At 45.6% G+C, this 18,417-nt stretch carries 19 protein-coding genes; 7 read left to right on the top strand and 12 right to left on the bottom strand.

Translation table 11 applies throughout. The annotated features are described in order from the left end of the window. Nucleotides 1-299 precede the first annotated feature (299 nt). The 7 genes from QUA70_RS01115 to radA all read right to left on the bottom strand — a co-directional run bounded on the left by QUA70_RS01115 (nucleotide 300) and on the right by radA (nucleotide 5,057). Entirely contained in the window at nucleotides 300-704 is a 405-nt protein-coding gene (locus QUA70_RS01115) for a TIGR02588 family protein (RefSeq protein WP_333327195.1), read from the bottom strand. Continuing rightward, nucleotides 701-1,558 carry a TIGR02587 family membrane protein gene (locus QUA70_RS01120; RefSeq protein WP_333327193.1) on the bottom strand — a complete coding sequence of 286 codons (858 nt, stop codon included), beginning with the start codon at nucleotides 1,556-1,558 and terminating at the stop codon, nucleotides 701-703. The genes QUA70_RS01115 and QUA70_RS01120 overlap by 4 nt, the downstream gene beginning before the upstream one ends. A 46-nt stretch (nucleotides 1,559-1,604) precedes the next feature. Continuing rightward, nucleotides 1,605-2,558 carry a WD40 repeat domain-containing protein gene (locus QUA70_RS01125; RefSeq protein WP_333327191.1) on the bottom strand — a complete coding sequence of 318 codons (954 nt, stop codon included), beginning with the start codon at nucleotides 2,556-2,558 and terminating at the stop codon, nucleotides 1,605-1,607. Between the two features lie 60 nt (nucleotides 2,559-2,618). Continuing rightward, nucleotides 2,619-2,858: a DUF2283 domain-containing protein gene (locus tag QUA70_RS01130; RefSeq protein WP_333327189.1), complete on the bottom strand. Its 240-nt coding sequence runs from the start codon at nucleotides 2,856-2,858 to the stop codon at nucleotides 2,619-2,621. A 12-nt stretch (nucleotides 2,859-2,870) separates the two neighbouring features. After that, entirely contained in the window at nucleotides 2,871-3,122 is a 252-nt protein-coding gene (locus QUA70_RS01135) for a DUF4258 domain-containing protein (protein ID WP_333314620.1), read from the bottom strand. Nucleotides 3,123-3,224: 102 nt separating this feature from the next. Next, nucleotides 3,225-3,455 (bottom strand): type II toxin-antitoxin system prevent-host-death family antitoxin, encoded by a 231-nt coding sequence (locus QUA70_RS01140; protein WP_333058140.1) that lies wholly within the window; start codon nucleotides 3,453-3,455, stop codon nucleotides 3,225-3,227. Between the two features lie 45 nt (nucleotides 3,456-3,500). Continuing rightward, a complete protein-coding gene (radA, locus tag QUA70_RS01145; protein WP_333327187.1) occupies nucleotides 3,501-5,057 on the bottom strand; it encodes a DNA repair protein RadA in 1,557 nt (518 codons plus the stop codon). A gap of 164 nt (nucleotides 5,058-5,221) precedes the next feature. Between radA and rpaB the strand changes: the two genes are divergently transcribed. Next, nucleotides 5,222-5,953 (top strand): response regulator transcription factor RpaB, encoded by a 732-nt coding sequence (gene rpaB / locus QUA70_RS01150; protein ID WP_071587789.1) that lies wholly within the window; start codon nucleotides 5,222-5,224, stop codon nucleotides 5,951-5,953. A gap of 69 nt (nucleotides 5,954-6,022) precedes the next feature. Beyond that, nucleotides 6,023-6,664, top strand: coding sequence for a cofactor assembly of complex C subunit B (locus tag QUA70_RS01155; RefSeq protein ID WP_333344755.1), 642 nt, complete (start codon nucleotides 6,023-6,025; stop codon nucleotides 6,662-6,664). A gap of 364 nt (nucleotides 6,665-7,028) precedes the next feature. Here QUA70_RS01155 and hpsJ-A read toward each other — a convergent pair whose 3' ends face one another. The 4 genes from hpsJ-A to rfbB all read right to left on the bottom strand — a co-directional run bounded on the left by hpsJ-A (nucleotide 7,029) and on the right by rfbB (nucleotide 10,899). Continuing rightward, nucleotides 7,029-7,706, bottom strand: a complete 678-nt coding sequence (gene hpsJ-A, locus QUA70_RS01160) for an HpsJ-like protein, cyanoexosortase A-associated (RefSeq protein WP_333327183.1) — start codon at nucleotides 7,704-7,706, stop codon at nucleotides 7,029-7,031. Nucleotides 7,707-7,885: 179 nt separating this feature from the next. Then, nucleotides 7,886-8,554, bottom strand: coding sequence for a cyanoexosortase A system-associated protein (locus tag QUA70_RS01165; protein ID WP_333344757.1), 669 nt, complete (start codon nucleotides 8,552-8,554; stop codon nucleotides 7,886-7,888). Next, nucleotides 8,554-9,405 carry a cyanoexosortase A gene (crtA, locus tag QUA70_RS01170; RefSeq protein ID WP_333327179.1) on the bottom strand — a complete coding sequence of 284 codons (852 nt, stop codon included), beginning with the start codon at nucleotides 9,403-9,405 and terminating at the stop codon, nucleotides 8,554-8,556. The genes QUA70_RS01165 and crtA overlap by 1 nt, the downstream gene beginning before the upstream one ends. A gap of 387 nt (nucleotides 9,406-9,792) precedes the next feature. Further along, entirely contained in the window at nucleotides 9,793-10,899 is a 1,107-nt protein-coding gene (gene rfbB, locus QUA70_RS01175; protein WP_333327177.1) for a dTDP-glucose 4,6-dehydratase, read from the bottom strand. A gap of 357 nt (nucleotides 10,900-11,256) precedes the next feature. Between rfbB and QUA70_RS01180 the strand changes: the two genes are divergently transcribed. The 4 genes from QUA70_RS01180 to QUA70_RS01195 all read left to right on the top strand — a co-directional run bounded on the left by QUA70_RS01180 (nucleotide 11,257) and on the right by QUA70_RS01195 (nucleotide 15,281). Next, the gene (locus QUA70_RS01180; protein ID WP_333327176.1) at nucleotides 11,257-11,799 is read left to right on the top strand and encodes a hypothetical protein; all 543 of its coding nucleotides are present in this window, start codon (nucleotides 11,257-11,259) and stop codon (nucleotides 11,797-11,799) included. A 670-nt stretch (nucleotides 11,800-12,469) separates the two neighbouring features. Next, a complete protein-coding gene (locus QUA70_RS01185; RefSeq protein WP_333327175.1) occupies nucleotides 12,470-13,075 on the top strand; it encodes a DUF1517 domain-containing protein in 606 nt (201 codons plus the stop codon). 116 nt (nucleotides 13,076-13,191) lie between these two features. After that, the gene (locus QUA70_RS01190; RefSeq protein ID WP_333344759.1) at nucleotides 13,192-14,079 is read left to right on the top strand and encodes a hypothetical protein; all 888 of its coding nucleotides are present in this window, start codon (nucleotides 13,192-13,194) and stop codon (nucleotides 14,077-14,079) included. Between the two features lie 182 nt (nucleotides 14,080-14,261). Beyond that, nucleotides 14,262-15,281, top strand: a complete 1,020-nt coding sequence (locus QUA70_RS01195; protein ID WP_333344761.1) for an S-layer homology domain-containing protein — start codon at nucleotides 14,262-14,264, stop codon at nucleotides 15,279-15,281. 98 nt (nucleotides 15,282-15,379) lie between these two features. On the opposite strand, the gene QUA70_RS01200 is transcribed toward QUA70_RS01195, so the two are convergent. Continuing rightward, nucleotides 15,380-16,945, bottom strand: a complete 1,566-nt coding sequence (locus tag QUA70_RS01200) for a peptidoglycan-binding protein (RefSeq protein WP_333327169.1) — start codon at nucleotides 16,943-16,945, stop codon at nucleotides 15,380-15,382. A 134-nt stretch (nucleotides 16,946-17,079) separates the two neighbouring features. Here QUA70_RS01200 and alr point away from each other — a divergent pair, with 134 nt between their 5' ends. After that, nucleotides 17,080-18,282 carry an alanine racemase gene (alr, locus tag QUA70_RS01205; protein WP_333327166.1) on the top strand — a complete coding sequence of 401 codons (1,203 nt, stop codon included), beginning with the start codon at nucleotides 17,080-17,082 and terminating at the stop codon, nucleotides 18,280-18,282. Nucleotides 18,283-18,417: the final 135 nt, after the last annotated feature.

Genomic DNA, 18,417 nt, shown 5'->3' on the forward strand with positions numbered 1-18,417 from the left:
ATAATTATGAGTTAGCTCTAGGGGGATTAAATTGAAAACCTTCTATTATAGCATAGATTTTTTTTGCAAGAGGTCTACTGTTGTGAATGCGACCGTTTTTGACAGTCTGGCAAGAAGAACAGTTAGGACAAAGAGGCATAGTCAGGGATAGATTAGCAAGAACTACTGCTAATCTAGCATCATTACTTCTAGGGCACTACCGGAAAAACCTTGTCTTTTTCCTAATCGCTAGAAAATGACATCGGTGCCATCGGCTATTTTGTAGATCGGTACAATGTATCCTTACTTCTTTAGCACTACTAAGGTAGTTTATAACTGCTCGATCGCACAATCAATTCACCTTGACTGGGGTTACGACTGAAGATAAAAGCTCCTTCTTGAGTTTCGCCACTTGACAAAAAATCAATTTGTTGGTCGCCGGATTCCACAACTTCGCCGTTGACCCGCAGTTCGGCACTAATTTGAACTGATTCTGCCGTTTCGCCGCCCGTGTTTGTCACTGTAAACGGTACATAAAATTGCCCTTGAGTTTCACGAATAGGCGTGTTCCGAGTGACAGAAATAATCGGAGGTTCGTCTTTTTTAGTCACCCAGTTGTAGATTACGAGTCCGGTGAGGGTAAAAAGGATCAAGCAGGCGATCGCAAATGTCACCCATTCAGCAAAAGTTCTTTTGTGTTGCTGTTCGTTATTGCTTTCACTCATACCGCCAACCTCCCCGCCGCGCCGCCAACAGCCGCCGGCAATCCCAATACTAACGTATAGTTCAACCAAAGCGACCACGGGTCGTCAAAAGTGAGTTTGTGGAAGAAAAACATCATAAATGCAGAAGCCGCCAGGGACACTAAATAGGCCATGACAGTTTCGCTGAGGGGACGCTGAAAAATCCCTTGCTGCTGCTGCCTTTTTGCTTGATAAGTAAAGCCTGCTACAAATACTATACCGTAAGAAATTAGCAGCGAAGTGGCGATAATTGCTAATTGCCAAGGCGGCGAAATAGCTGCCGCTAGCATGGGAATTTCGTCAGTTGGGGCGATGTTAAAAGCAATGATCATCGCGCCGATTAAAGTAGCGCCGATATCTGCTAGAGTTGCATTAATTGTAGGTTCCTGTTCACTGTCTGAACTTTGATAGCGATCGCCGCTCAAGAAACCGTTGGCCAGGGCTACTCCCAAGGCAAACGGCAGGCCTTCAAAGATGATTTTCCCCAAAGTTTCATGCAGCGGAGTCTCCGGCGTAATTTCCCTGAGCAAAAATAGGATAAAAGCCGCACAAACAATGCCAATGGCGATCGCTACTACGGTATCGATTGCAGCATCTAGCCAGCGGATGTCTTGAGTTTTGCGAAAACCTTCCGTGCGAGTCAGCAAGAAAACGACGAGAAAAGTAGTTGCGATCGCGATCGACATTTCCGCTGGTGTAGTATACGAACCGATCCACCAAACCTCCATCGTATAAAGCAGGGGAATTCCGAACAAAAAGCCGCCCGATGCACCTCGAATGATGTCGTTTAGTTCATTTGACCACTGATTTTTGCGCTGTTTTTTTCTCTGGTTCATTTTTCAGTTAAAAGGCCAATTAAAAATTATACAAAATTTCCCGTGCTTATAAATCCCGTTGCCAAATCTTGATAGTTTTGTCATCACTTCCACTAACCAGAGTCTGCCCATCCGGGCTAAAAGCCACAGAGTAAACTCCCCATGTGTGTCCTAAAAGAGTACAAATCTTCTCTCTAGCCTCTAGATTCCAAAGTTCTATCGTTCCGGGTTCGCTATCATAATCTGCGTTCTCACCATCGCTTCCACCAGTTGCGATAATTTTATCATCACGGCTAACAGCTAAGCAGAAGCTTCCCATTGAATTTTCCGCAAGAGTATAAATTTCTGTTCCTGTATCAAGATTCCACAACTTGATAGTTCCGGCACAGTCTAAGGTAGCAAAAGTTGCTCCATCAGGGCGGACAGCCAGGGCACAAACAGAGTCCATACCCTCCTGCCAATTCTTTGTCCAGATTTCATCTCCTGTGATTAAATTAAAAGCTACTGCACTTAGAGAAACACAATCATCTCCACTGCTACTGAGTAAAATATTTCCGTCATGGCTGAATAAGATATCTAAACTATAAAATACTTCTACTGGCCACTTTAAAGTCCGAATTTCTTCTCCATTTCTAAGGTTCCAAAGTTTGATAGTTGTGTCTTCACTGGCACTTGCCAGAGTCTTCCCGTCGGGGCTGATAACTACAGAAGTAATTATGTCTGAATGTCCGGTGATGGTGTAAATTTCCTCTTTAGTGCTGAGATTCCAAAGCTTGATAGTTTTGTCCTTACTGCCGCTAGCAAGAGTTTGTCCATCAGGGGCGAGGGCAATGGATCTAACCCCTTGTGAATGTCCTGATAAAGTGTGAAGTTCTTGCCCTGTGTTGAGGTTCCACAGCTTAATTGTGCTGTCAGCACTTCCGCTAACTACAGTCTGTCCGTCTGGAGTGATGACAACAGAAGTTACCGAGCTTGAATGCCCGTAAAGGGTGTGTACGCATTGCCAGTTAGTTTGAATCATTTGATATTACTCCTAGCATTCATCCAGCAACCACATTTTTACTGATTGTTTTCAATGCCATTAAAGTGCAAGCTGAATTTCGGAATATTCTCCTAAAGCTTCGTTGACAACAATCAGTTTTCCTTGACTATCCGCCCCTAATTGTTGATTGGCATTGAGTAATTCAATTCCATAAATAGTACCGTCGGGGGCAATATCCACATTCATTTGCTCGCTAACCTGGATAGTTTTTACCTGTGTGGTTTTTTCTTTCAGGTATATATAAGCTACGTTGTATCTTGGATCGTAAGTCAGTTTCATGGAACCTCCTGCTCAAAAGAATTTGACAATTACAGTGATAATTATCCAGTCTTCGCCTTCTGGGGCTGCGATCGCCTCCACTTTCTTCATAGCATAAACTTTTCCCTGCCACTCAGCATTGAAGGAAAAGTTGCGCCTAAATCCGGTTCGGCCAAATTGAGCCGGAAAAGTTGTGCCACTTTCAACAGTAGCAATTACTTCTGCCTCAGTTGCACCTCGCTCAATCAATCGTGCTTGAGCATGGGGATGTAATCTAACGCTCACGTTGCTATTACCTCCTTTTTGCCTCTTTATTTTTGCACTAACTTAATTCACCACAGCCGCGCATAAGCATCAAAATAAAGGCATGAGTGTCCAACAACAATCTCATTCCATGTACTCCTTAAACTCTTCTAGCGGTTCGTCAAAATCATCGGACATCCAAACCATTCCTTTGGCACTTCCTGCTTGCCGATTGGGTTTAGCTTGTTTGGGAATTCCTACCAATTTTACAACAGGCTGGTTATCTTGAGTAATCGCAACTTCTTCGCCTCTCATTGCCGCTTCGATTAATTCCAGAAGCTTTTCTTTTGCCTCAACAATGTCTACTTGATACATAATTCGTGGCTCCTTACTATCAATTTCAAACATCTGTATTCTAACTCAATTAAACAAATCTTCTTCCTCCAAATCAACAGACTGTAATTCCAGATCACCAGACTGCAACTGAGCCGGTGTAGCAGGAATCGCGGCAATAATTGCATCGATTACCTTAGCCACTGGAATAATCTCCATCCCCAACTCCGGAACCGGTTGATTTTTAGGAATAATCGCCCTTTTGAAACCCAATTTCGCCGCCTCCCTCAGCCGCAACTCTAATTGCGAAACCGGCCGCACCTGTCCCCCCAAACCAACTTCTCCGAGCAAAACTGTGCGTGCATCGATTACCCGATCGCGAAAACTGGCCACAACGGCGATCGCAACTGCCAAATCCGCCGCAGGTTCATCCACCTTCAACCCGCCAACCGTTGCCAAAATCACATCTAATTTAGATAAAGGAATCCCCACCCTTTTCTCCAAAACAGCTAAAATTTGCTGCAATCTAGCATTGTCCACACCAGTAGTAGTGCGACGCGGCGAACCAAAACTCGCAGGGCTGACTAACGCCTGAATCTCCACTAAAATCGGTCGAGTTCCTTCGCAAGTAACAGTCGTCGAAGTACCGGGAGAAAATTCATCTCTATTCCCTAAAAACAACTCCGACGGATTATTTACTTCTCGCAAACCGTTGGCTACCATTTCAAAAACACCGATTTCGTGAGTCGCGCCAAAACGGTTTTTCATCGATCGCAAAAGTCGATGAGAAGCAAAGCGATCGCCCTCAAAATAAAGTACAGTATCTACCAAATGTTCCAAAACCCTCGGCCCCGCCAAAGCTCCATCTTTCGTAACGTGACCGACAATAAATAAAGTAATATTTTCCCTTTTCGCCACCTGCATCAAAGCCGAAGTACATTCCCGCACCTGAGCCACCGAACCCGGAGCCGATGTTAAACTAGCAAAATAAATAGTTTGGATGCTGTCAATCACCGCCACATTCGGTTTCAGCGCTTCCAACTCCCGCAAAACAACCTCTAAATCCGTCTCTGGAAGCAAATAGAAATTCTCCGCTGAATTGTCCTCAAAATCTGTTTTAACTTCCCCGTTACTGCCAGATTTATGTCCGCCATTACTTGACAATTCAACCGGATTAGCCACGCCCAAACGCTGCGATCGCAACTTCACCTGCTGGCCGGACTCCTCCGCACTGACATACAGTATCCGATCCTTGCGGGCCAACATATTCGCCACCTGCAACAGCAGCGTCGATTTCCCGATTCCCGGTTCCCCCCCAATCAACACCAGCGAGCCCGGAACAATCCCGCCTCCCAAAACTCGATCGAGCTCCCCGTAACCAGAAGGCCAGCGAGACTGAGTTTGGTCGGAAATCTGCGATAATCTGAAAGATACCCTTGGTTGACCCTTCGACTTATCAGGGGGCGAACCGCCCACTGTCTTAGTTGTCACCCCAGTTAAACCAGCCCGCGGCACACCAGCAGTAGGTTGCTCTAACTGCTCGTCAAAAGAATCCCACTTCTGACAGCTAGGACATCTGCCAAAATATTGTGGTGAATCATAGCCGCATTCCCGACAAATATATTGTATTCGAGGCTTAGGCATTGTTTACTATGATAAATAGTCACCCTAACATTTAGAAAAGTCTGAGTTAAAGCAATTATCAAGCTTTCAGACCCATCCTTACACATGATTCAATTTGTGTCTTCTATGATAGGGTACAAAAAAATAACATTATCTGAAATGTAACTTAAGGAGTGCTCGGTAACTTGGAAAACCATAAAGAAAAAATTCTGGTAGTCGATGACGAAGCCAGTATCCGCCGCATTCTGGAGACTCGCCTTTCCATGATTGGCTACGATGTCGTCACCGCTGCTGACGGCGAAGAAGCTCTGGAAACATTTCGCAACACCGAACCCGACTTAGTGGTTTTGGACGTGATGATGCCGAAGCTAGACGGTTACGGCGTCTGTCAGGAGTTGCGAAAAGAGTCAGACGTGCCTATCATCATGCTAACTGCTTTGGGAGACGTAGCCGATCGCATCACCGGTTTAGAATTGGGCGCCGACGATTACGTCGTCAAACCTTTCTCTCCCAAAGAACTCGAAGCCCGCATCCGTTCGGTACTGCGGAGGGTTGACAAAAACGGAGCATCGGGCATTCCTAGTTCCGGAGTCATCCACGTCACCAATATTAGGATTGACACCAACAAGCGCCAAGTTTACAAAGGCGACGAACGAATTCGGCTCACGGGCATGGAATTCAGCCTGTTAGAACTGCTTGTCAGCCGTTCTGGAGAGCCTTTCTCGCGATCGGAAATTTTGCAGGAAGTCTGGGGATACACGCCAGAACGCCACGTAGACACCCGCGTAGTGGACGTTCACATCTCCCGGCTTAGGGCAAAATTGGAAGACGACCCCAGCAATCCCGAATTAATTCTCACCGCCCGTGGCACCGGCTATCTCTTCCAGCGAATTGTCGAAATTGGAGAAGTAGGATAAAGTCAGTTGGCAGTTGGCAGTTGGCATTAGTTAAATTACCAACTACCAATTACCAATGACTAATGACTAATGACAAAATCTGATCCCAATAGAGTTTTGCGGCAATTGCCCTTAGTTGCAGGAGGGTTAGCAGGTACGCTGCTAATGGTCAACCGCTTGTTGACAGAGCAAATTACAGATTCTCAAGCTCGATCGGACGCTTTGGGAGTAATTATTAGCGCTTTGCTGATTTTAACAGGTTTGCTGTGGCAGCAGGTGCAAGCGCGATCGCCGGATTCCGTAAAACTTATCGGCGAAGAAGGTTTTGAATTTGCGCCGGATTTGCCGGATGCTGTGAAAATAGAATTAGCCTGGGCGTCGCGTTTGCTGTTGACAAATACCGCCACAAGGTCGATCGTAATTGTGTATCAAGGAAAAGTTTTATTGCGGCGCGGTATTTTAGGCATCAATCCCGAAGTCAAACCAGGACCGATATTGCAGCGAGTGCTCGACAAAAACAAACCAGTTTATTTAGTAAATCTCAATATTTATCCCGGGCGAATAGAATTTGACTATTTGCCAGAAAATACTCAAGGAGTTATCTGTCAGCCGATCGGCAGCCAAGGCGTTTTAATCTTAGGTGCTAACGCACCCCGCAGCTACACAAAACAAGATGAAAACTGGATTGAAGGGATTGCCGACAAACTAGAAAATACCATCAATCGATTTTAGATTTTAGATTTTAGATTGTGGATTTTAGATTTTAGATTTTAGATTGTGGATTTTAGATTTTGGATTGTGGATTGCACAATTCCAGCCCTGTCAAGGTGCGATCGTCTTCGAGGGCTGCGCTAACGACGGATTTGCCTCATTCTAGGTGTTGGCTATCGGCAATAAACAAGATTTATTACCGATATCTTTTGAAAAGAACAAGAGCGAGCGCTTCCCCCAACAAAATTTGCAGGGTTTGAGGGTATTCTTCACCACTCCTGAGCCGGCTGCGTGCACAGGGCGGCTCTTAGTCCTCCACAACGCTCTCCGGGTGCGCTAGGCGCACCTTACTAGCTCAAAACTCTCAACTCAAAACTCCAAACTACTACCGAGCCCAGTCAGTACCGCGCCACAGCGTAAAAAACAAAACACTAGAAATCAGCGCGCCCAGCAGCCACTTAATAGCATTTTTAAATAACCCCACGCGCTGATTTGACTGAACCGCAGCACTTTGCGTCTGTAACCGTTCCTTAGCCGGAGTAATTCTAGAAAGAATTTGCTCTTTCAATTGCTGTGGGTTTTGCGTATCCGCTGGTACCCCCAAACGGGTAAGTTCCCCCGCCAAATTCCTTAAATCTTCAGGACTACCCTTATTCAGCCGTTCTTCCACCTGCTGCAACTGAGCTAATTGTTGGTTTGCTTGAGTAGTAATTTGCTGGTTGTTTTGGTTGTTGACGTAGATAGTGCCAAAAATTCCCAAAGGTAGCATCAACAGAAAAAGCAGACCTAGCAGCAGACACACCCAAGACAAAACCTTCAAAAAAACGTCTTCCAAACCTCTGCGATCGTACCCTTCTCCAAAAAAGATCAGCGCCATTGCCAGTAAAGGAACTGGCACCCGTTCCACTACAGCCCCAATCGTTTGCAATTCCCAGAGACGATTGCCAAAATTGGCTGGTATAAGAACTGCGATCGTATCTAATACAGACAAAATTAATAGGCCGTAGCCAATCCAACGCAGTCTGTAGATAGAAAAACCTTGTTCGCCTTGTAAGTCATTCATAAAATAATCAGAGTTGTTGTTAAGAAAAATCTCTCTTGACCCCGCCCAAAGAACGGATACAAGTCCCCGACAACAGTCGTGGAGAGTCAAAAATTTTAGACTCTTGTTCAAGCTTCCAGATTCCCCTGTGGAGTCAATCTAAAAGCTAAAAGCTAAAAGCTAAAATCGACAGAATCGAGTCAAGGTTCGGGGAATCGCGGCTGCCACCACTCATACCAAGAAACCCAAGCATTCTCTAGAATTTTTTTGGCATCTTCTGGAGTTGTTTTATCCAAAGGCACAGACATCTGAGTCCACAAACAGCGTCGGTCTTGAATATTTCCCCTACCCAACAACCAAAACAGAATACGGTTTGGCTGCCAATCGCGAGTATTTCGATTATATCTAAACTGTTGGGAAGTTACTGTAGCACTGCCATTAGGATTGATACACGAACTCAAATACAGTCTATTTTGCTGTTGCAAAATTCCGTGAAACCCCGCGCTTTGAGTGTTTGCCAATGCTAGTTTACCAGGATACGACTTGAGAATAGTATGTCCCTTCATCATACCTTCCACATCCCCAATGCTGTCTACCGCATAGCGCATCTCTATTTCTAGAGCCATGCTATTTTTTTGATATTCATATTTCCTGGCAGCTTTGAATTCTGAATTTTCCTTAATTTCCAGAAGCGCGCTCTTGTTTAGTTTCCAATCGGCTAGAGGCACCGACTCGGGCAACTCAAACGGGGTTGCCACATTCTTGCCGTCCGATGGATAGAAAACCAATTTTCCGGCAACCAACAAAACGCCTCCCAAAGTAACAGCCAACAGGGAAAGCCTAAGTGGTTTCCAAGAGGTAATAGCCATTAGCAATTCTGTCCTTCCTGATTTGGGGGTTGGTCTTTCAAAATTGCGAACCAGCAGAATAACCCGAAAATAAATACAGCAATCATAGAAAAGATTACCGAACCATTTCCTTCGTGCCAGTATTTAAATGCTTCGGGTTGAGATAGCGATACCAGCACGGCCAGGAGACCAACTCGCGCGGCATTCACTACAAATGCAGTAATTATTGCCACGAATGGCAATACCATTTTCTGACCCTTAGTGGTAGGAAACATCAGTAAGAAAACCAGAGCGAGTCCTAACAATTGTAGCATCGCATTCACCCCGGAACAGCCGTGATTCACTTCCACGCTTCCCTTTTCCAGGATTAGAAAAACCCCTTTCCGCACCACTTCAAATCCTAGATAGTGCAGGATGAAAGCTGAAAATTTAGCGGTTAATTTGGGGACATCAACGAATACTCCGATCAATCCGGGAGGAATAGCTGTATAGCCAAGAATTAGAAGTTCCTGCCAATATTGTTTGAGTCCTTTTGTTCCAGAAGCCAGCAATGCGAGACTGATTCCACACAAAAAAGGCGTTGCTCTGATAAAAAAGTCGTATCCCGATATCGACGAACTTTTGAGCAATATTAAAGCAATTAACGATGACCCAAAGAAGCTGGCGAAAATTCCGCTTTCAAAAGTTAAGGATTCGTGCCTTTCCCAAATGAGAAATGCTACGACTCCCCAAAACAGTAACATTGTACCGAACAGGTCTGTGTCGTTTGTTCGGGAAGTCAGAGTTAGGTGTAGGGCAATCAAACCGGAGGCGATGCCTAACAGCCAGTATTTAGGTTCTTGGACGTGCTTGAGCCAGTTGATTTCGGTCATTGCTGCTTTGTGTTTTTCCTAAAAGCTTCTAACATACTTAACCTTGTAACTCTATTAAAATTATCAGCTACAAACACTTGAATTTATGCGTTTGTGATGATTTTTCACTAAATCTTCACAAAGATTGACAAGAGTAAATATGTGTGATAATTACCTTCAACCAAGTAATTCTGAAGTTAGGCGCAAAAACCAAAGAAAACAGGTTTTTTAACTCTGATCGCTCGCACTCAACTAAAAATTTTCCTCCCTCAAACCCGGTTTCTGCGCCTAGAGTTTAAATGTAAAGCTTGAACGCAAGACAGAAACCATTCTTGGACGCACTCTTGAGCTTGAAAACCAGTTTTTTACCGGTGCTGGTTTTTGGTAGCCCGTGCGTCCAGGAGTAGATTAATGAGAGTAGACTTTCCGGTAGTAAGTTTGATATTCCTCCGAAAGCAGGGGTTCCCACCACTCTCGATGGGCTAAGTACCATTCTACCGTCTGCCGCAAACCTTCTTCAACGGTTACTGAGGGAGTCCAACCTAACTCAGTTTTAATTTTGCTGGCATCAATAGCGTAACGCCGATCGTGCCCGGCTCTGTCTTTGACAAATGTGATCAATTGTTCGCAAGGACGGGCGGGTAAATCCTCAGCTAATTCATCCATTAGCTGACACAGCATTTTGACTAAATCGAGATTTTTTACCTCGTTGTTGCCGCCAACATTGTAGGTTTCCCCAGGCTGACCACGGTGAATAACGGCATCTAAAGCGCGGCAGTGGTCGAGAACGTAAAGCCAATCTCGCACGTTTTGACCGTCGCCGTATACTGGCAGCGGTTTGCCCAATAGCATATTGATGCACATTAATGGAATCAGCTTTTCTGGGAAGTGATAGGGGCCGTAATTGTTGGAACAGTTGGTGATAATTGTCGGGACGCCGTAGGTGTGGAAATAGGCGCGGGCGAGGTGGTCACTGCCAGCTTTGGAGGCTGAGTAGGGACTGTTGGGGGAGTAGGCAGTTGTTTCTGTGAAGGCTGGGTCATCGGGGCCGAGACTGCCGTAAACTTCGTCGGTAGAAACGTGGAGGAAGCGCATTGGTGCTTTGAGAGAGGGCTCATCAATTGCTTCAAAATGCTTGCGGAAGGCTTCTAAAAGTGTGAAGGTTCCGACAACGTTTGTTTGAACAAAGGCGGCAGGCCCGATAATTGACCTGTCAACGTGGGATTCTGCGGCAAAGTGGGCGACGGTGGTGATGTTTTCTTCTTTGAGCAAGGTATCGACTAGGGTACGATCGCAAATATCCCCCTGCACAAACCGAAAATTTTCGCCTCCTTCCAAAGTTGCCAGGGTTTGTCGGTTTCCGGCGTAGGTTAAAGCGTCGAGTACGACTACTCGATCGCCCGGATAGCTGTTGCACCAGTGATGCACAAAATTCGAGCCGATAAATCCAGCCCCGCCCGTCACCAACAATCGGCGTGGATCTCGCTCAATGCCTTGAGTCGCGTTGTCTGTCATAAAAATAAGAGTTATTCCAATAACTAAGCCTTTACAAAAGTAGCCTTAAAAGTAGTTTGTCACCAAGTGTTTGCCAGTCTGTAACTAAATTTTCTACTGTCTCACCTCAGATGTTCTAATTTGGGCGCGATCCAAGTATTGGTTAACAAAACTTGAACTTCCACCGATTTGTTAGCCCAAACGCTTACATAGCAACCATTCCAGATGTTTAAGCGGGCAATTTAAAATTTGAATTGCGTGACGCTATAGCTGACTTTTGCGATCGATCCGCGATATGGGCTGCGCCCAGAGTTGATACATTTGTAAAGAGCTGTTACCATTAATTTTTTAATTATCCTTTACAATCTCCAGAGCACCATGAAGAAGTTTCAAGTGTTAGCTGGCATTGCTTCCGTCGTCGCGATCGCAAGCAGTATCGCTGTTTGTGACGCCGCATCTGCTTTCCCCTGTTCCTACAGCAAATCTGGGGCGGCTAAATCTGGTTCTGCGACAACGCTCCTAGGTTCCGGCGGCTCGGAGCGAATCAATCCGTGGAAATCCTACAAAACAGCAGCTCTCGGTTTCCTAGGTTTGGCTGGAGTTTTTGGTGGCGGTGCGGCCTACATGAGCTACCGTGCCGGCAAGCGCGCCTCTGCTGCTTGCGCTGCGATGACCGATAATTTTGAAGTTTTTGAAGAGTCGGCTCCGATCGCAGATGCAGATGTTTCTGGACGCATGGAAGTTCCCGCCTTGCTGGATTTGGCGCCGGCGGGTGCTGTAGCTGAGTCAGCAGATGCGGTTGCAGCCGTTCGCGAACACCCAGAAGCTCCGGGCGGTGAGCTGGATTTGCCGGTTTCGCCAGTTGCCGAGTTGAGTTCTGAAATTGCGATCGAACAAGTCCAAAGCGCGATCGTCAAATAGTTATCTCAAACCAAAGTATTCGTTTAGCGCACCTCCAATCTTGCAAGATTGGAGGTTTTTTGACTTGAAATTATCTACTCTACAATTTCTTGTCCGGGCGATCGCGAAGCACTGCCAACAATAGACAAATGAATCGATAGCACACAATATCATATTCCGGCTAAGCAAACGAGCATTTAATTAATATCAATTCAAAAAACTCTGGCTACAATCATCAATTTTATATCACTTATTAAAAGCCGCAGAACCCGTTAGGACAAGGCTGTATTCATTGGTGTCAACTTAAGTCTAAAAACCTTGATAAATATCGCTTTTACCTGAGTCCAAATCCCCCTAAATCCCCCTTAATAAGGGGAGTAGGGGTTGACTTTGAGCCTTTCCGGTTCCCCCCTTCTTAAGGGGGGCGCCAGGGTGATCTAAGCTTAATAGTCAAACAGCAGTATGTGGCTGGGTTTGAACTTAAGTTGATACTAATGGGTTGTGTCGTTTTCTTACTGTATTTGATTCGATTGAAAACTGCTATAAAATTAGATGAGTCAAAGCGAGACAGTAGGCTGCCGAGGCGATCGCTAAAAATGCTCTTCAGATCAATCTGAGGGTAGACGGCAAGAGTTCAAATCCCCTGCTATCGTGGGAAATATAGCCCTACAGATTACAACTATAGGTTATTATGAATGCTTGGCGCGATCGATTCAATCAATTTACAGGTAAAACTAGACTGGCAGTTTGCCGGGTGTTCGTTCACCTAACAGGCGAAGAAGTTGCACCGCTGTTAGGAGTTCTCAACCGCACCGCCAGAAAAGCAATTGATGCCGATGGCGACATAGCAGTTTTAGGAGAAGGTCTTGTAGAAATTTGCAATCACCTGTTGCAGTACGACAACTACTGGCAATCAGCCGCCAATGAAGGCGATGTTTTTTGGAATGAAGGCGAAGCCGGCGATTATGTGGATGAACTTTTCACTGATTCAGCCGATCGCTATCTCAGCGAGCCTCAATACAGTACATCTGTTTACGATAAAAATTCCCCCTTGTCTTTGCCTGTAACTAGAAATGTGGTGGTGATGCTGACAGTTGCGTATGAAGGCGAAGTTCCTGCCCTAGAAACTGACCTCGCTGACATCAGCCCGCTGAAAGTCGGTTTAAAAGCAATGATTAATTTACATTACCAAGAAAGGCTCCGAGCTGTGCAAGTTCACTTTTCTCCCGCACAGTTGGGAGACGAACTTACCAACGAGCAAGTGTTGGTCAATTTCCCGGAACTTATTCCCATTTAAGGAAGGCAGAAGTTCGGCAACGGATTCAGTAACTGATGTAACTGATGCCGGGAAGAAGGAAGAAGGAGCAATTATCAAACAACCCAGGCTAAATTACAAATTACAAATTACTATTTATGATGCTGCGAAGACTGACAATTTATTTAATGGCTTTAACTTTTTTATGGACGGCAACCGCCTGCGGTTCTCCTAGCAGACAAACTTCGACAAATCCTGCTGGAAATCCAAATATTAACACAGTGCGTCCTGCACCAAATAATAATAACTTGACTCAAGGTCAATATTCTGTACAGCAAGCTACCTACGACGATGCGGATGGCGAATACAGTTTAATGTTGCTGAATACTCCCGCCGGCAGTCCCCCTGTTTACCGCACTAGGGATTTGCAAATGGCTCGATTAACAGATGAAGAAATATCCGCAGGCAAGAAAAGTTATCTAAATGTGGATAACAATAAAGCGGTTTTGCATTTGACAGAAGATTTTAAAATTGAGTACGTTCACAACGTGACTGAAACTGTCAATAACCCTCAAACCGGTCAGCCCCAAACCGTAGTAGTGCGGCAGCAATCTGGCTTCTGGGCACCGTTTGCTGGAGCTGTTGCCGGTCAGGCGATCGGCAGTTTGTTATTTAGACCGCAATATTATATGCCACCAGTCTATCAGCCGGGAATTATGACAGGATATGGCGGCTATGGCAATACTTACGGCCAAGCTGTTAACCAATATCAAACTCGCTACCGAACTCCGCCTCCAGAGGTGAGAAACCGTCAAGTTTTAAGGACGACCGGCCGCTTGCGATCGCCCACATATAACCAGCCAGTAAGACCCTCAGCACGGCCAAATGGCAATCGATCAACCGGTTCGGGTTACGGTGGCAGCACTTTGAGGCGATCGCCGCAACCGCGTCAAAATCAAAACAAGCGGCAGCCGAGTTTTGGTAGTGGCAGAAATTCTCGTCAACCTAGTCGGACTCGCTCTTTCGGGAGTGGCAGAAGGCGCTGAGTAGAAGATTGCCAAAATCAGCCACTGACATCGGTAAAAGTTGATTTTATATATTCTCCCGATGCCACGCCGCCGCAGGTATGGAGAATGAAAACTTTGGAATAATTGATTTAGCCTTCTCTGTTTCCCCCAGACCCAAAAAATATGTGATTTAATTTCTACATTGGTATGTAGGTGACAATATGTCTTCTTCACAACCCCCGTCAGGGGAAAGAAACCCTCTAGGATTGGATGAATTGATTGCTATCTTGGTTGCCTTCGGCACGATGGGAGCAATTTTATTTTGGGTAACAGGTAAAAATCCCGATCTATTGAATGCCAGAAATTGGCAATTTCCAGCCGTTTTTTCTCAACCTGCTGTCACACCCGCGAGCCCGGGAATATTAACACCCGAATCGCCAAGTTCGGATTTGCGATCGCCCGCTACAACGCTCATTCCCTCAGAATCGGATGTCACACCTGTGGCACCTTTAGGGCCGATTTTACCGGAAAATCCTCCCGTGGGTGTAATCGTTGTTCCTCCCCAGCCAATTGTGCGATCGACTCCTGCTCCAGCAATTACCAAACCAAAAGCAGATAAACCCAAAGTTGGGCCCGTTAGATTCTCCGATGTTCCAGACAAATATTGGGCACGTCCGTTCATTGTAGCCTTAGTCGATCGGAAAATCTTTACTGATTTGACTGACAGCAAATTTCGTCCCGACGAACCGATGACGCGAGCCGAACTAGCGCGCTTAATTCAGCGAATGTCCGACGACAAAGAACCGATCCGAAAACCAATTGATTTTAAAGACGTAAAAGACAAGAGTCCTGTCGCTCCTGCGATCGACCACACCGTCACAACTGGATATCTTAAAGGATACCCAAACAATGAGTTCCGTCCCGACAAAAATATTCCCCGCGTCGAAGTCATCACAGCTTTAGCGAGCGGTTTGAGCCTGAAACCATCAACAAAAGCAACCAAAACTTTACAAGTTTATACAGACAGGGCAAAAGTGCCGAAATGGGCAGTTAACAAAGTAGCATCAGCCACAGAAGCTGGCATTGTTGTCAACCACCCGAAGCGCACACTTTTGCAGCCTAATAGAACAGCAACTCGCGCTGAAGTAGCAGCCATGATTTACCAAGCTATGGCCAAAAAAGACCAAGTACCTGCTAAGTCTTCTGAGTATGTTGTGAAGCCTTTAAAGTTGCCCAAGTAATATTTTAGGGGCGTTGCTCTGAGCAACGCCCCACAATAACATTTAATCGCTCTTGTTTGTAGTCAGGACTGAAGCCTTCTCACTACGAACCAGCTAGATTAATCTTGAAACACCATAATGCTGCCCGAATAGCAAGCTACCCAAACCTGATTAGTTTTCGGATCGTAAGTAATCCCGATCGGACTTGAATTAACCTTCACTGTTTGCAGCACTTTCATATCGCTCGTCCTAACTTTGCTAACAGTATTCGAGAAATAGTTGACGACATAAAGCAGTTTTCCCTGATCGGAAATTGTCATGCTGCGAGGTGCTTTCCCTGTCGAAACTTTGTCCACCACTTTACCAGTTTTTAGGTCAATTTTTGCCACATTTCCTTCACCATTTAAAGTGGCATACAGATACTTTCCATTGGGATCGATCGTCAAATGACGTGGCGCATTGCCAATATTCCTCAGCCATTCTACGGAAAAGTCTATAAGATTAACTTTCGCAATATCGGAAGAACCCATGACGGCAACATAGGCATCTTTTGAGTCGGGAGTAACAACAATACCCCGAGGATACGCACCCAGTTTAACTCGCTCGATTTCGAGATTTTTATTGATATCAACTACGCTCAAATCCCAACTGCACCAATTGCTAGCGAGCGCGAAGCGATTGTCAGGCGAAACAGCATTAAATTTCGGAACTGCACCTACAGGAATTACCTTTTCTATTTTCAAAGTTTGGGTATTGATGCGGTACAGAAAACTTTGGTCGTGTTTGGCCGCTGGAGAACACCTGTCGGTTCCCGGATTGCTAAACCCCGAACCGTACATTTTGTAGTTGGAGACGTAGGCATATTTTCCATCGGTTGAAAAAGCCGCTTCTACGGGAGAGCCTTTATAATTGCCTTTGAATTTAGAAAAGCCGAATTTCGACAAATTTACTGTATCGGGAATAGTCTTGACTAATTTAAAGTTCCTGTCGTAAACTGTGATTGTGTGGCGGTACATCATGTTTTGAGCAAAAAACAAACCCGCTCCCGAATAAACTATTGATTTGGGCGAAATGTTGCCGTAAATAGTTTTTTTCAAGGTCATTTTTCCTTGAGGGTTGTCGGGAGGATTTACTAGGTTTGGGGTTGGTAATTCACTTTCTTTATCCTCGGAGTTTTCAGTTTTAAATGGTGGCAGAGAGGGTTCTTGGGGCTGAGTTTGAGTTGGATCTTCGAGTTCGTTTGTGTTATCTGTGGCGGTAGGAGATGGCGAAGTTCGGTCGACATTTGGCGCGATTTTTTCCGCAGCTTCAATACTCGCCTCTTCCAGCTTACCTTTCAGTGCTGACAAGGTTTTAGGGCCAACAATTCCGTCAACTTTCAGGTTGTTCTCTGCTTGAAACTTTTTCACAGCAGCCTGGGTGAGAGAACCGTAAAATCCTGTGGGCTGGCGACGAAAATAGCCTGCGTTTTGTAGAGTTTTCTGGAGGTTTGCCACTTCTGGGCCTGAATCACCTTTTTTGAGGGCGAGTGCGGGGTTGACTAAATTGAAAATTGTGAGAGCGATCGTAAAGAAAAGTAAAGGAGTATATGCTAAATTCAGGTGCATTTTTGAGTGGGTCGATCGAGTTTGACCCGCAGCCGTTTCCCAAGTTTCAGCTAAATGTAGGTAGGCCAGTCCGTCCATAGTTTTTACCGGGTATTTTTGGTGCTATGATACACCAGTTAACTTTGATGAAAGAGAGAATCTTATTATAATCAAACTTAGGATAAAATCTCCAAGCAGTTTTTAATGGTGCAAGCAAGTAGGAGCGATCGACAATGAGGAGTGGGGAACAAACAACCGCAGAATCAACGACCAAAGAATCCCGCCAGACGGTGCTGGGGGACGGTGACGGGGGACTTTGCCAGCGGGCTTGGGTAGAAATGGATTTAGCAGCTTTAACTCACAATGTAAAACAGCTTAAAAAGCTCTTATCTCCCAACACAGAACTGATGGCAGTTGTGAAAGCAGATGCTTACGGACACGGTGCTGTTGCAGTCAGTCAAATAGCATTGCAAGCAGGTGCTAGTTGGCTGGGAGTGGCGACAATTCCCGAAGGAATAGAATTGAGAGAAGCTGGGATAGAAGCGCCGATTTTGCTGTTGGGGGCAACCCATACAGCCCAACAGGTAAAGGCGATCGCCAAATGGCATTTGCAGCCCACTATTTGTACTGCCAAACAAGCCCTAATTTTTTCGGAAGTTCTCGCTGGTCTTAACCAATCTTTGCCGGTTCACGCTAAGTTGGATACGGGAATGTCTCGCTTGGGTACGCCCTGGCAGGAAGCTACAGAATTTGTGCAATTAGTCAAGCGGTTGCCCAATTTAAAATTAGCCAGTATTTACTCTCACTTGGCGACAGCAGATAGTCCCGACCCCGCCGTTATGAGAGAGCAGCACCAGCGGTTTCAACAGGCGATCGAGCAAATTAAAATAGCAGGAATTAACCCCCCTCGCCTCCACTTGGCTAACTCTGCTGCAGCCCTCGCTGACCCGGATTTGCACTACGATTTAGTACGAGTAGGTTTAGCTACCTACGGTCTTTATCCAGCACCTCACTTGCAGTCGAGATCCAATTTGAAGCCCGCAATGCAGGTAAAAGCTAGGGTAACGCAGGTGAAAACAATTGAAGCAGGAACTGGCGTCAGTTACGGCCATCAATTTATAGCTCAGCGGCAGACACAGATTGCCGTAATTGGTATCGGCTATGCAGATGGCATTCCGCGCAATCTTTCTAATAAAATGCAGGTTTTAATCAGGGGTAAATTCGTGCGGCAAGTGGGCGCGGTAACGATGGATCAATTAATGCTGGATGTAACCGATATTCCCAATTTAGAAGTCGGCGAAGTGGTGACGCTGTTGGGCAAAGATGGGGAATATCAAATTACTGCTGACGATTGGGCCGCGACTTTAGGAACTATTTCGTGGGAAATTCTCTGCGGTTTTAAACACCGATTGCCCCGCGTAGCAGTAAACTATTAACAGTAGTCCGGCAGGGGTTTAAACCCCTGCCTCATAGCTAAAGTCGGTTTAAACCGACTCAAGAGTTTGAAGGATAAAATTATCGAGTTTAGTCCTCTTCTAGAGGACTTCCGCTATGAGACAGGGGTTGAAAAC

It is taken from the genome of Microcoleus sp. LAD1_D5 (assembly GCF_036702115.1).
In the GTDB taxonomy this organism is placed as follows: domain Bacteria; phylum Cyanobacteriota; class Cyanobacteriia; order Cyanobacteriales; family Microcoleaceae; genus Microcoleus.